The organism is Paenibacillus swuensis, from assembly GCF_001644605.1.
GTDB classification, from domain to species: domain Bacteria; phylum Bacillota; class Bacilli; order Paenibacillales; family DY6; genus Paenibacillus_N; species Paenibacillus_N swuensis.
The window spans coordinates 1,248,632-1,261,869 of the sequence record NZ_CP011388.1; the positions used below are offsets into that span (position 1 = coordinate 1,248,632).

The window sequence follows — 13,238 nt, forward strand, 5'->3', positions numbered from 1 at the left end:
TCCTCCTTATTTAGTTAACTTATTATCCGTGGTGAAAAAAGCGGTAAGCTCAACCGAAATCATCTTGGCATGGATCTTCTTGGTGTGGCCTAATCCTTTTTTACTCACTAACTGCGCGTTCGGGAGTGTGTTGGCAAGCGCCTGAGCAGCATGCCGCAAGGATGCCGGGCTTTCCGTGCCTTCCATGACTAACGTGGGCATGGTAACCGTTCGCCACAACGCCGCAGGCAAAGCTTTGCCCTCCATAAAGCCATCCAGTAAGGTTGCGTCATACGGCAGCGTATGGGCGACGGCCATTAGATTCGCCCACACGCCCGGCATCATACGCATCATAGTGACAATGAAGGCTGGCGCTCCCATGCCCTGGGTCATGAAATATTTAATGGCGTCCGCCCGGCGATCGTTTGCGATGAGCTCTGTTACCTGGGCCCGGAAGTCGTCCGGCGGTTTGCGATCCGAAGGATTCACCACGAACGGAGGCTCATGCAAGGCCAGTTGCGTGATGTGGAGTCCCTTCGCGGCGGCTTGCAGGGCAAGGGCCGCGCCGGAGGATAAGCCCCATACCTTCGCCGAGCCGCCCGCTTCTTCGATGAGGGCACCCAAATCTTCAATTTCGCGCTCGACCGCATAAGGTTGAGTGTCTCCGCTATCCCCGCGTCCGCGGCGGTCGTAGGTGTAGACCGTAAACTGCTCTTTCAACTGTTCCGCTAATTGGACAAGCCCCGGGAAAAGCCGGTAACTGAATGCGCCTGCGACCAGGATGAGGGCCGGTCCTTGACCTATCCGGTCATAAGCAATGCGGGTTCCGTCTTTGGATATGACGGTGTACGTGGTTTGTTTCGCTTGTTTATCCATTTGGTGTGCCGGCATGTCGATTCCTTCTTTCTTACTGTTTTTTTGCTTTCTATATCCACGACGAACGGGATGTGACAACATCGACAAGTTTCCCAAAATATAATTTAATTTTTTTTCAACATTTCCCTATGATCTTTGAGATCCGCTTCCAAGGCTAGGATTCTTGGATCTTGCTGCAGATTCTCCGACTCCGTGTTTTGAACCGGTTCAACCTCGTCCTCCCTAACTATTGCCTCCACCTCTGTTTCCACATCCACCGGCTTGAATCCTGCAATGCAGTCTTTGCGCATAATCGATTTCCTCCCTCACTCGTATGAGACGTGTTCCCGCTTTAGGTTCTGTCTCTAATTAAACTACGAACGGGATCCAACGAAATCGACAAACGGACACCTACTTCTGTTTCTTCATTAATGAGTTGCTTGCTCAACTGCTAAGTACTAAATGTGTTTCAGCTCCGATGCTGGGTTATCCCGAAGAATCAGGCGAAAATAATTTCCGTTCTTTTCAAAAAATCACTTGTAATAAGAACATTTGTTTGGTATTATATGACATATACAGAACGTTTGTTCCTATATTGCGTAAGGGGGGGTGAGGATTGTGTCTACTCATGTAGTAACTTTCGATCAATTTAAGCGCAAATATCATGATGAAGCTTCATGTGTTCCCATCCTGATCTCAACCAAATGGCCCAACGGTTACCGCTGTCCACGTTGTGATTGCGTTGATGCCTATGTTATCACTACACGTCGGCTACCTCTGTATGAATGCCGCAACTGCAAGTATCAAGCTTCTCTTCTCGTGGGGACGATTATGCAAGGAAGCCGCACCTTACTTCATAAATGGTTTCAAGCTTTATTTCTCATCGCTAACCCCTCAGGTTCAATTAACGCGGTGCAACTATCAACCATCATTCAAGTCACGTATAAGACGGCCTGGTTAATCCTACACAAACTTCGCCATGCCATTCAGCAAGGAGATGCGCAGCAGCTACTCACAGGGCTTGTCGAAGTCATCTCTGCTGAATACAATCCGTGCAATTTTCATATTAAAGGTTTTAAGACGATCCGGAACGAGCAGCCATTTGTTGGGGGAGCTTCTCTTAACTTTTATGGTGAGGTTTCCTATGTCAAGCTGAAGCATGTTTTTATGCCGAAACATCATCCGAACAAAGAGCTTAGCTATTGGGATTATTCCAACTTCATTGAGACTCATGTAAGTAGTTCTGTCCGAGTTCCTTTTATTCATTACGGTTCCAAAAAATATAACGCATGCGACACCTTAAATATCATTTGTGATTCTGTTCCTGTTAGAATAAACGAGCGATATTACGGAGTAAGCGACAAGCATTTACAATCGTATCTGGATGAAGTATCCTATCGCATTAATTATTCACTGAAACCAAACCGTGCGGTGTCGAAATTATTTCGGCTGTTCATTGATACTCCTGCTGTTACTTATAAACAACTCATTTCACGCAAACCGATGTGCTTACATTTACAGGTTGCCTAACTCACGGACAAACATTTTTTACAATTCATCTTTCCTTCTCTAAACATCTTTACTTCTATTAACACATTAACTCTCATTTTCCAGTTATCACTTCATTGCTTTCTTCTATCACATCACATCACATCATCACATCACATCACATCATAAAAGCATAAAGCAAATCACATTACACCACATCACACCACACCACTGAGCGTTCGGGATAACCCAGCATTCCAGTTCAAATAGGTAAACGAACACCCCACCTAAAGAAATGTAAACCCTAGTGAATCACCCAAATTTTATATACTTTCTATCACAAAAAAAAGCCCAACACACGATCATGTCGGGTCTTTCCAGCTCTACACTTTAAATTCAGCAAGCAGTTGCTTCAATTGGGCGGCCATCGCCGTCATGTTCTTCGCTGCGCTCGAAATTTCATCGATAGAGGCATACTGCTGCTCCGTGGCTGCGGCCGTTTCCTGAGTAATTTCCGCGCCTTTCATCGCCGCGGCAACGCCAATAGCGGTCATGCCGGCAATTCGGTGGCTGCTATCCGAAGTTTGTTCCATGGAATTCGAGATGTAAGCCACCTGCTGCGCAATCTGTTGCAGCGATTCATCAATAGCCTCGAATGCTGAAGTAACCTGCTTGACCTGCGTCAATCCGAGTTCAACGGTTTGCAGGCCTGCTTCCATCCCCTCGCGCACTTGCCCCGTCTCTTCTTGCACCTGTTTCACAAGGTGCTCGATCTCGGCGGCGGAAAGGGCTGATCTTTCAGCAAGCTTGCGAACCTCGCTGGCGACAACGGCAAACCCTCTTCCCATATCGCCTGCTCGGGCAGCTTCAATCGAAGCGTTCAGCGCCAACAAATTGGTCTGCCCCGCAATCTCGTTGATGACACTCACAATCGAGCCAATCTCCTGTGATCGCTCATTGAGACCTTGAATGGCGGTAACCGTATCCTGGACTGTTGTATAGACTTGTCCCATCTGAAGCAGGACATTACGAGATAGTTCCACGCCTGTTCCGGAGGTCAAGACAGTTTGATCGGACAGAACCGCAACTTCCCCGCTGTGATGTCCAATCGATTTCACCGATTCCGAAATTTCATCCATAGCGGAAGAAATATCCGACATCTGGGTCAGTTGGGTCTCCGCGGAAGAAGCCAGTTCTTGCGTGGCTTCGGCGATCTGCACCGTCGCGGCGGACATTTCGGATGCGTTCATGGACAGGGCTTGGGACGAAGTCGCTACATACGCTGCTGTTTGTTGAGCATCCGTCACAATGGATCTCAAGTTCCGCATCATCTGGTTGAATGAGGATGCAAGCTCGCTTACTTCATCCTTCCCCTTGACTGTGATCTCGGAAGTCAGATCGGCTCCGCCTTCGGCAATTCGGCTTAACTGCCGTCCTACAAGTTGTAATGGTTTCATCGCTCTGTAAAGCAGATAACCAATCAGAACGGCGAAACTAATCACACCGGCGGCCACAATCTGCATCATCAGATGAACGACATCACTGGATTGTTGGATCGCTGCGCTCTTCTCGCTTAACCCTGCTTCTTTCTTCTTCAAATAATCCGAGAGGATCGGATCCAGCTCCTTGCGCGCCGACCGTTCTTCGCCAAAGTGCGTGGAGCGCGCCAAAGCTGCATCCTTCTTGTCGTAGGCCTCGAGCACCTTTCCGCTGGCTTCGAGAAATGTATTGTAATTGCCCTGAATCTTGGCAAGGACGGTTTTGTCCATATCGGGTAAATCCATGGCGTTCAACGTCTTCAACATCCCTTCAACGTCTGCGCGTTTATCGGCAATGCCTTCCTTGTAGGAGGATTCTCCCACCAATAAATACGCCCGTTCGTCGTTGGACCATCCGGCTAACCTGAATTGAATGGATTTGACCAGAAACCGAACCTGTTCCTCATCGGCTATTAAATTCTCATAACGTTTCTCGGTTTTATTGCTCTGATTCATCGAGACAAAGACGTAAATCACCAGAACAAGAGCGAGCAGGGAGATGGAAACAATCATTTTCGTAATAATTTTCATAGGTTGGCCTCCAAAAGCAGGATGGGGAATATATCAATATATATCTATATATTTCGACATTTTTCGAGCAAGAATGTATAGCAGTCCGTTAATAGTGAGCTTTATCGGAAAAGTAATGATGCTTTTTCCCGGGATATCTGATATCTTTTCTAGCAGGTATATGTATTTAAGGAAGGATGACCAGGTTTGATGAAATGGAACTCGAAGAAAGATAAATCATTTTACACCAGCCTGTTTACCCTGCTCACCGTTACCATCGTCGCCACCATTATTATCCTTTCGACGATTCTATATTTGAATTTTGAAGGAATCGTCGCGAAACAGACCTATGAGCATACGCTCCGGAACTTGGAGCAAACGTCGCAGGATGCTTCCGTCATGGCGGTAACCGCGTCTTCTTTTGCCAAACAAATTTACAACGATGTGCAAGTCACCCGGCTTCTGAACAATATCGCCGCCGATCCCGTCGACCTGTTCAATCTCATCAGCCAGTTGAATGCCTACCGGGCGACCTCTCCGTTCATTGATTCCATCTATATATATAACGCGAAGTTGAAGACGTTCTATATCAGCTCCGACTTGTCTACCGCGCTGGGAGAAAGCACGGAGGAGGAAGTGGTGGACAGGGAAGTCGTGGATATGGTTCATCACTTGGACCGCTACCAGCCGCTCATGCCCATTCCGCGCCAAATGCGGATCGATAACAAAGCGAACCCGATGGAGAAGAAGCGCGACATGTACACGTTTCTGCTCTTCGACACGCTTACGAATAAACCCAGGCAGAATACGGTCATTGTGAATGTGTCAGAGACGCAACTGCATAAGAAGATTGACGGGATGCTGACGCAATCAGAAAGCAATACGTTCATCATCGACGGCAGCGGACACCTGATGTCCAATAGCTGGAAGTATCCTATTTTGTCTGACATCTCCAACAAACCTTTCGTAAACACCATCATACGGCAGCCCTCCTCTTCCGGTTATGTAAGGGAAAAGGTGGACGGCGTAGATTCGTTCATCTCGTTTACACAGCCCGACAGCCTGGGATGGCGCTATATCCGGATCATGCCCTATCACGAGGTGATGGAACGGATTGAGAGCATGCGCTGGAAGACGATCACGATTGCCGCCTCCATCCTGCTTCTGGGGTTGCTGATCTCTTATCTGTTATCGCGCAGGCTGTTTCACAAAGTCGATCGAAAGTTAGCGCAGCTGAGCGAGCTGGAGAAGGAGCGACGGGACAGTCTCCATATGTTGCGGCAGGAATATATGAGAAATGTGCTTCTTGGCTGGGAGAAATGCCTGCCGGAACGGAGCGGGGAGCAGTTTGCACGCTATAACATCCCTCTTCGGACAGACAGGCCCGTGGCGATGGCGCTACTGAAAATCGACCATTATCATGACTTTACGGAACGTTATAACAACGAAGACCGCAAGCTTTATAAGTTTGCGATCATGAATATAGCGCAGGAAGTATTGTCAGGTGACACGGACGTCTTCGCGGTAGACATAGGTGAAGACCGAATCGCCGTTATACTGGGCGGAGCCGCCCTGCATGCGGATGATGCTGCGCAAAGACTGATGGGGGACGTAAAGAAGCTGCAGTTCTCTGTGAAAGATTGGCTCAAAATGTCGGTTTCCGTCGTTTGCAGCGGACCTGCGGAGAAGCTGGAGAGTCTTCACTCTTTATACAACCAGGTGTTGTCGGCTTCATATCACAGGCTGTTCTATGGTCATGAATGCATCATTGACGCCGAAAAGGTGGAGAGCTACAAGAGCAAGAAATATGTCTATCCGCAAGCCAGAGAGAAACAGCTGATCGACGAGCTCATGCTCGGCCGCATGGAGGAAGTGAAACGGCAATTCAGGGCAATCATGGAAGAAACCGCGGACTATTCTTTCGTCTCGTTCCAGCTGGCTTTCTCCCAATTGTCTCTTGCAGTGAACAATACGATTTCCACGATCAGTCAATACTCGTTTCCATCCGAAGAACTGGAATTGCAGCCGATTCATACGGTTGTGAACGACCAGGTAGAGACGCTTGAAGAGATTGTTAAGCGCTTCTATGAGCTGTTTGATACACTGGCTGCGAAACTCGAAGAGAAGCGAAAGTCCAAGCATGATGACTTGGTACAGGGCATCACGCAGATCGTCGACTCCCGATACAGAGATCCCGACTTATCTTTGGACAAAATTGCGGAAGAATTAGGGTTATCCGCCACCTATCTAGGCCGAATTTATAAGCAGCACACCATGAAGACCATTCTTGGTTACATCAGTGAAGTACGGATGAGCCAAGCGAGGGAGCTGCTTCTTCTCACAGATGATTCGGTTGGCGATATTGCGGAACAGATCGGGTTTGCGAACGGGCCGTATTTCTTTAAGGCCTTTAAGAAAGCCAATGGAATTACACCCGCGGAATACCGCAAACATGTCAGACAGCAACAAGATTCGTCAGAAGCGTAGAGGATCAAGGTAAGGCTTTAGCCCGGTATGAGCGGGTTAAAGCCTTTTTTTGCATGCATAACGGCGGGAAAAGTGAATGAGTTCGCAAAAGTGCAGTCCCCGGATGTCGCATTATTATAGCTACATCGGGGATGAGAAGTTGTGGGTGCGGTCCGCCGGATTTATATTGAGAATGCAACAGAAACGCTGTCTGAAACACGTACCAAGGAGGCCATCATGCATGCATACTTTTCTATTTGAGCTTAGACGCAACAAAGTTTTATTCTTCATGCTGCTTCCGACCCTGGTGTTTTTTCTGATTTTCAGTTACTTCCCCATGGTCGGCATTTATTACGCATTCACCCAATACAGCTTCGAGGGGGGCTTGTTCGGAAGCAAATTTGTAGGGATGAAAAATTTTGAGTTTCTCTATAAATCCGGCGTGCTTTGGAATTTAACGAAAAATACGGTGTTATACAATTTGGCCTTTATTATTCTGGGCAACATCTTGCAGTTGATCAGCGCGATTTTTCTGGCGCAGATTCCGGGGAAATTGTTCAAGAAAACAACGCAGTCTCTTATCTTTCTCCCTTATTTTATTTCATGGGTACTGGTAGGGGCGTTCGTGTACAACCTGTTCAATATTGATACCGGTGTGATTAACTCGCTTCTGGCACAGCTGCATTTGCCCGCTTACGATTTCTACATGAGTACGGCGCCTTGGAAATACATCATCGTCGGGTTTAATCTCTGGAAGGGGATCGGCTACGGCATGATCATCTATCTGGCCGCGATTATGAGTATAAGCGAGGAGTATTACGAGGCGGCCAAGATCGACGGCGCCAACATTTTTACACAGACCCGACATATCACGTTACCGCTGCTGATGCCTACTTTTGTAATGCTGATCCTGTTCAGCCTTGGCGGCATTTTGAAAGGACAATTCGATCTGTTTTATCAGATTATAGGCAACAACGGTTTGCTGTTCGAAGCGACGGATATTATCGATACCTACGTATTCCGGTCATTGGCGGTCAACTTCAATATCGGTATGGGAACGGCGGCCGGGCTTTATCAATCCCTGTTCGGCTTCGTGCTCATCCTAACCGTGAATTACATTATCAAAAAAACCCGCGAAGACTACGCGTTGTTCTAAGGAGGAGCTATGAGAACTTTCAAAACCGAACCGTCAACCATCGTCTTTAATCTCATAGGATACGTCCTGCTGACGCTTCTCGCGCTGTTCTGCATCACCCCGTTCTGGCTTATGGTCAGCGGTTCCTTTTCGGACGAAATGGACATTGTGAGCAGAGGGTTCCAGATCATACCGGACAACTTTTCCTGGGAAGCCTATAAATCGGTGTTTCAGACGCCCGAACAGATTTACCGCGCTTATGGCGTCACCGTTGGGCTCACTGTGGTCGGATCGCTATTGGGTCTGTTCCTAACGTCAATGGCCGGGTTCGTCCTTTCGCGACAGGAGTTCAAATATCGGAATTCCTTCTCGTTCTTCATCTATTTCACCACACTGTTCAGCGGAGGCCTGATTCCATGGTACATCCTGATGGTGAATCAACTGCATTTAAAGGACAGCTATCTCGCTTTGCTGTTACCGCCGTTGTTAAGCGCGTGGAACATTATTTTGATGAAAAATTTCATGAAATCCATTCCCGATTCCATTGTGGAATCCGCCAAAATCGACGGGGCGGGCGAGTTCTACATTTATTGGAAGCTGATTCTTCCGCTCTCCACACCGGGGCTCGCCACCATCGGCCTGTTCCTGGCGCTAAGCTACTGGAATGACTGGTTTCTGGCGAACATTTTCATCACCTCTCCGGAGAAGTACCCGCTGCAGTTTCTGTTATACAAGATTCTCGCCAGCGCGGCTGTCCTTCAAACGAACGCAGCGAACTACGTGTCCGCTAATGTGACGCCGCCTACAGAAACACTGAAGATGGCTGTAGCCGTTGTGGCAACGGGCCCCATCGTATTGCTGTACCCTTTTGTACAGAGATATTTCGTAAAAGGACTTACGATCGGCGCCGTGAAGGGCTGATGTTCACTGTTGGTTAGATTCGGCTATTGCCGGCTGACATAGTTTTGCGCTTAAATGAAAAAAGGAGGAGTCAACGATGAAAAGAAACAGGGGAACGTGGCTGAAACTCTCCATGGTGCTCACACTGGCGGTAACATTGCTAGCCGGATGCAGCGGATCCAATGAGGGAGCTCAAGGCAACAACGCGAATGCAGGAAACGGATCGACAACTGCGAATCAGCAGGATCCAAGCAAACCGGACACATCAGAGAAAGTCGAGCTGGTCTGGTACCTGGTAGGGGACGCTCATAAAGATCAGGAGCAGATCGTGGCCGAATGGAACAAGATGCTCGAGAAAGACTTGAACACGACGGTTAAGCTTAACTTTACAACTTGGAACGACTGGGCTACGAAGTACAACCTTCTCCTCACTTCCGGCGAGAAAGTGGATATGATGTTTGCTTCGCAGTGGGCCGACTTCTACCGCTTGGCGAAACAGGGCGCGTTCCTGGACGTGAAGGACATGTTGCCGAAATACGCTCCGGATACGTGGAATCAAATTCCCAAAGAGAACTGGGCTGACGTAACCATTGACGGCAAAATTCTTGCGATCCCAAGCACATACAATGAGTATGCTCCGGACGGCTGGGTTTACCGCGAAGACTGGCGCAAAGAGCTGGGCACGCCTGAAATCAAGGATTTGGCTTCCATTGAAGCTTATCTGGATGCGGTGAAAACGAAGAAGAATGTAACGCCGATTAACGGGATTGCATTTGATAACGTATTTAAATTGTTCCGATTCAGCCACGATTACCAGCCTTACATTAACGAGTTCAGCCCTATTGCATCAACTTCATATGACAATCCGCGCGACATTATCAATTATGTGGAAACACCTGAATACGAAGCATGGGTCAAGAAAATGAAAGACTGGCAACAAAAAGGATACTGGACCAGCAACTCGCTTTCCTCAAAGCAAGAAGCAGGCGATCTCATAAAAACAGGCCAAGGCGCCGTTTATTGGAGAAATCCATCCGCTGCCGGCGGGTTCATTAACGAAATTAAGGCTAAGAAGCTGAACATGGAAATCGGTTACTTCCCGTTCACACGTTTCCACAACTATGCGGTTCCCACTTTGTCGATTACAAACGGGATGGCTATTCCTAAAAATGCGGCAAATCCGGAGCGCGCTTTAATGGTGCTGGATAAATTAAGAAATGATCCGAAATACTTTAACCTGATGACTTATGGTATTGAAGGACGTCACTGGGCTAAAGGCAAGGATGAGAAGCACATTGTAGTTCCTGCGCCAGGTGTGGATTTGAACGAAGTGCCGCGCTATGACATTGCAAGCTGGGGCTGGCGTTTTGAGCCCAACATGAAGAAAGAGGACGGCGGCTGGGAAGGCCTGGACAAGCTGAACGAAGAGTTCAAGGCAATCAGCAGACCGAACACGCTGAGTTCCATCACGCTGGATTTCGAACCGGTAAGCGCGGAATTAGCCGCCGTAAATCAGCTGGTTGAACAATATGGACGGCCGTTGATGCTCGGTTTGGTTAAAGATGTGGATCAGAAGCTGAAAGAGTACCGCGAGAAACTGAAAGCGGCTGGTATTGATAAGCTTAAGGAATATGTAAAAACAGAGGTAGATAAACAGTTAACCGCTAAAGGTGTTCAATAAATTAATACGATCCGGGCAATACGGAAGATTGGTAAGGCAAGGCAACCCTGGCGGCTGTGTTCTTCGGAGCGCGGCTGCCGGGGTTTTCTTTCGTATGATCAACAGCTCTTAAGCAGGCATATCGCAAAAGTAGAGGGCGGCCAGTTTGAAAAAGTGGAGCAAAGTCAGGAATGGACAGTTGATCGGAAGCGGATCGGCGGGCTAATGTCTAAGTGCAAGACAACACACTTTTGAAGGAGGAATTGTTAATGAGGAAGAAGGCGTTCAAGTGTCTGGCGGTGGCTTTATGCATGGGGTTGTTACAGCAGCCGATGATGGTGCCGAAGGCGTCTGCCGCGGGTGAAAGTGTAAGCGTTTACCTGACAACGGCGGATAAAAGCAATCTGCTGACGGCCAAGCCGTCCATGAACTTTCAGGCGGACAGCGGCTCCAATGCCACAACGATTGACGTGAACCCGAGTGTAACGTATCAGTCGTTTGACGGGGCCGGGGCTGCCATGACCGGTTCATCCGCCTATTTGGTGCAACAGAAGATGAACGCCACGCAGAGAGAAACATTAATGAACGACTTGTTTGGGTCCAGCGGCATCGGCATCAGTCTCCTCCGCCACACGATCGGGGCCTCCGACTTTAACCCTGACGGCAGTTGGACATATAATGACGCGCCGGTCGGCGAAATGGATTATAACCTGACCCGCTTCTCCATTGCCAAAGATGCGGATGTCATTGCCGCTATGAAAGGCGCCATGGCTAAGAACAGCGCGCTTAAAGTCATGGGAAGCCCCTGGTCGGCTCCTGCCTGGATGAAAGTGAACGACCAGCTGCACGGTTCCTATCTGAAATATTGGGACAATGGGGTGTATACATCCTATGCGAATTATTTCGTTAAATACCTGCAGGCCTATCAAGCGCAAGGCGTTCCCGTATATGCCATCACGGTTCAGAACGAGCCGGATTACGCCACTACCGGGTATCCCTCGATGAGCATGGGCCCGTCCGAGCAAGGTAATTTTATTAAGAACTATTTAGCGCCGGCTTTGAACAACAATCAGTTAAATACGAAGATCATCGGCTTCGACCACAACTGGGATAAATCCTGGTACCCGGACCAGCTGTTGGCTGATGCGGACGTGCGCAACGTGATCGACGGAACCGCATGGCACTGCTATGGAGGCGACACCAGCGCTCAATCGACGATTCATGATAAATACCCGACCGAAAATATTTACTTCACGGAGTGCTCCGGCGGAGGATGGGCGACAAACTTCGGCGATAATATGCAATGGTTCATGACGAACATCATAATCGGAACGGCCCGGAACTGGGCAAAGACAACGCAAACCTGGAATCTGGCGCTGGATCAGAACGACGGTCCGATTAACGGCGGATGCCCCAACTGCCGCGGAGTCGTCACCATCGATTCGAACACAGGAAATTATACGCGAAATGAGGAGTATTACGCGCTTGGTCACCTGACGAAATTCGTGAAACCGGGTGCGGTGCGTATTCAGACCAATAATTTCAGCGGAGGCATTGAGAACGTGGCGTTCCGCAATCCGGACGGCACCATCGCCTTGCTGGCTGTCAACAACAGCGGGTCCCAGAATACGTTCAAGGTGCGCTGGAACGGCCAAAAGATCGAGTACACCTTGCCGGCCAAAGGCTCCGTTACGCTTCAATGGCCAGGAGGCACAGGCAGCAGCTTCAGCAACCCGGTTCTGAATGCGGGCTTCGAGACAGGCAGCCTGTCGAACTGGAGCGAGTGGCATCCGGCGGGTCAGCCGCTGGCGCACAACGTAGACTCGGGAGGCCAGCATAACGGCACGTATAAGCTGGTGCACTACCAAGGAGGAGCTTACAAGCAACTCACCTCCCAGCAAGTGAATTTGCCTAACGGAACATACAAGGTTTCCGCCTGGGCGCGGTCCGGCGGCGGACAGAACACGATGCACTTGTATGCCAACGGATACGGCGGCAATGAGGTTACAGCCTCCATCGGAGGCTCGGCTGTAAGCAGCTGGACCAAGTACGAGACGCCATCCTTCACAGTCACCAACGGAACCGTAAATATCGGGGTGTGGACGGATGCGAACGGCGGTAATTGGTCGGTGTTTGACGATTTTGAACTGATTAAAGTTAATTAGACTCCGTAATAGAAAACAGCGTCAATCCAGGAAGAGTAACATACTCCTGAATTGACGCTGCATTGTTAAGCTAAACAACTGTAACCGTAGTTTTGCAGTTTATTTGGTCTCCATAACCGCGAAGTAATTTCCTTCATTGTCCGCAAAATTGAATACTCTGCCCGTAGGCATGTTTACAATCTCACCGACCGTAATACTTTTCTCTACCAGATTTTGATACAGGCTGTCCAGATCCTCCGAGAAGAACAATAACGAAGGGGTACCCAGGTTCAGCTCAGGCTGCATCTTGCTGATCAGTTCCTTATTGTGGAGCACGATACTCGTTTGCGCTTCACCCGTTGGAGCAATAACATACCATTTCATGTCGCCCATCGAATGCTCATTAACCAAGGTGAATCCTACTTGCTCGGTCCAAAATTTCATACAAGCTTCCTGATCGTTAACATATAACATAACCTGACCGACTTTGTTAATCATCCTCAAGCCTCCATTATTTATGAAGTTATTATACTCCGAATTTATTAAACTATTTGTTGCCAATT

Annotated in this window: 10 protein-coding genes; 6 read left to right on the plus strand and 4 right to left on the minus strand. The window is 48.6% G+C overall.

Translation table 11 applies throughout. From position 1 onward, the window contains the following. Positions 1-6: 6 nt before the first annotated feature. Together SY83_RS05210 and SY83_RS05215 are read right to left on the minus strand one after the other, a co-directional pair. Positions 7-870, minus strand: a complete 864-nt coding sequence (locus SY83_RS05210) for an alpha/beta fold hydrolase (protein WP_231891383.1) — start codon at positions 868-870, stop codon at positions 7-9. An 89-nt stretch (positions 871-959) separates the two neighbouring features. After that, positions 960-1,145, minus strand: coding sequence for a hypothetical protein (locus tag SY83_RS05215; RefSeq protein WP_068604897.1), 186 nt, complete (start codon positions 1,143-1,145; stop codon positions 960-962). A 307-nt stretch (positions 1,146-1,452) separates the two neighbouring features. On the opposite strand from SY83_RS05215, the gene SY83_RS05220 reads away from it, so the two are divergent. Beyond that, positions 1,453-2,364, plus strand: a complete 912-nt coding sequence (locus SY83_RS05220; RefSeq protein ID WP_197479981.1) for a transposase — start codon at positions 1,453-1,455, stop codon at positions 2,362-2,364. Between the two features lie 341 nt (positions 2,365-2,705). Here SY83_RS05220 and SY83_RS05225 read toward each other — a convergent pair whose 3' ends face one another. After that, the gene (locus SY83_RS05225) at positions 2,706-4,391 is read right to left on the minus strand and encodes a methyl-accepting chemotaxis protein (protein WP_068604901.1); all 1,686 of its coding nucleotides are present in this window, start codon (positions 4,389-4,391) and stop codon (positions 2,706-2,708) included. 189 nt (positions 4,392-4,580) lie between these two features. Between SY83_RS05225 and SY83_RS05230 the strand changes: the two genes are divergently transcribed. The 5 genes from SY83_RS05230 to SY83_RS05250 all read left to right on the plus strand — a co-directional run bounded on the left by SY83_RS05230 (position 4,581) and on the right by SY83_RS05250 (position 12,696). After that, positions 4,581-6,857 carry an AraC family transcriptional regulator gene (locus SY83_RS05230; RefSeq protein ID WP_068604902.1) on the plus strand — a complete coding sequence of 759 codons (2,277 nt, stop codon included), beginning with the start codon at positions 4,581-4,583 and terminating at the stop codon, positions 6,855-6,857. Positions 6,858-7,077: 220 nt separating this feature from the next. Next, complete coding sequence (locus tag SY83_RS05235; RefSeq protein WP_068604903.1) at positions 7,078-7,992, plus strand: ABC transporter permease; 915 nt, start codon at positions 7,078-7,080, stop codon at positions 7,990-7,992. Positions 7,993-8,001: 9 nt separating this feature from the next. Next, on the plus strand, positions 8,002-8,892 hold the full coding sequence (locus SY83_RS05240; RefSeq protein ID WP_068604904.1) for a carbohydrate ABC transporter permease: 891 nt from the start codon (positions 8,002-8,004) through the stop codon (positions 8,890-8,892). Between the two features lie 76 nt (positions 8,893-8,968). Next, positions 8,969-10,552, plus strand: coding sequence for an extracellular solute-binding protein (locus tag SY83_RS05245; RefSeq protein WP_068604905.1), 1,584 nt, complete (start codon positions 8,969-8,971; stop codon positions 10,550-10,552). Positions 10,553-10,800: 248 nt separating this feature from the next. Further along, positions 10,801-12,696 carry a glycoside hydrolase family 30 beta sandwich domain-containing protein gene (locus tag SY83_RS05250; protein WP_068604906.1) on the plus strand — a complete coding sequence of 632 codons (1,896 nt, stop codon included), beginning with the start codon at positions 10,801-10,803 and terminating at the stop codon, positions 12,694-12,696. Positions 12,697-12,795: 99 nt separating this feature from the next. On the opposite strand, the gene SY83_RS05255 is transcribed toward SY83_RS05250, so the two are convergent. Further along, positions 12,796-13,173, minus strand: coding sequence for a VOC family protein (locus tag SY83_RS05255; protein ID WP_068604909.1), 378 nt, complete (start codon positions 13,171-13,173; stop codon positions 12,796-12,798). Positions 13,174-13,238: the final 65 nt, after the last annotated feature.

Coding starts and splice junctions, on each gene's coding strand:
- SY83_RS05225 (WP_068604901.1), bottom strand. CDS start 4,391: ATGAAAATTATTACGAAAATGATTGTTTCCATCTCCCTGCTCGCTCTT.
- SY83_RS05255 (WP_068604909.1), bottom strand. CDS start 13,173: ATGATTAACAAAGTCGGTCAGGTTATGTTATATGTTAACGATCAGGAA.
- SY83_RS05210 (WP_231891383.1), bottom strand. CDS start 870: ATGCCGGCACACCAAATGGATAAACAAGCGAAACAAACCACGTACACC.
- SY83_RS05230 (WP_068604902.1), top strand. CDS start 4,581: ATGAAATGGAACTCGAAGAAAGATAAATCATTTTACACCAGCCTGTTT.
- SY83_RS05240 (WP_068604904.1), top strand. CDS start 8,002: ATGAGAACTTTCAAAACCGAACCGTCAACCATCGTCTTTAATCTCATA.
- SY83_RS05245 (WP_068604905.1), top strand. CDS start 8,969: ATGAAAAGAAACAGGGGAACGTGGCTGAAACTCTCCATGGTGCTCACA.
- SY83_RS05215 (WP_068604897.1), bottom strand. CDS start 1,145: ATGCGCAAAGACTGCATTGCAGGATTCAAGCCGGTGGATGTGGAAACA.
- SY83_RS05250 (WP_068604906.1), top strand. CDS start 10,801: ATGAGGAAGAAGGCGTTCAAGTGTCTGGCGGTGGCTTTATGCATGGGG.
- SY83_RS05235 (WP_068604903.1), top strand. CDS start 7,078: ATGCATACTTTTCTATTTGAGCTTAGACGCAACAAAGTTTTATTCTTC.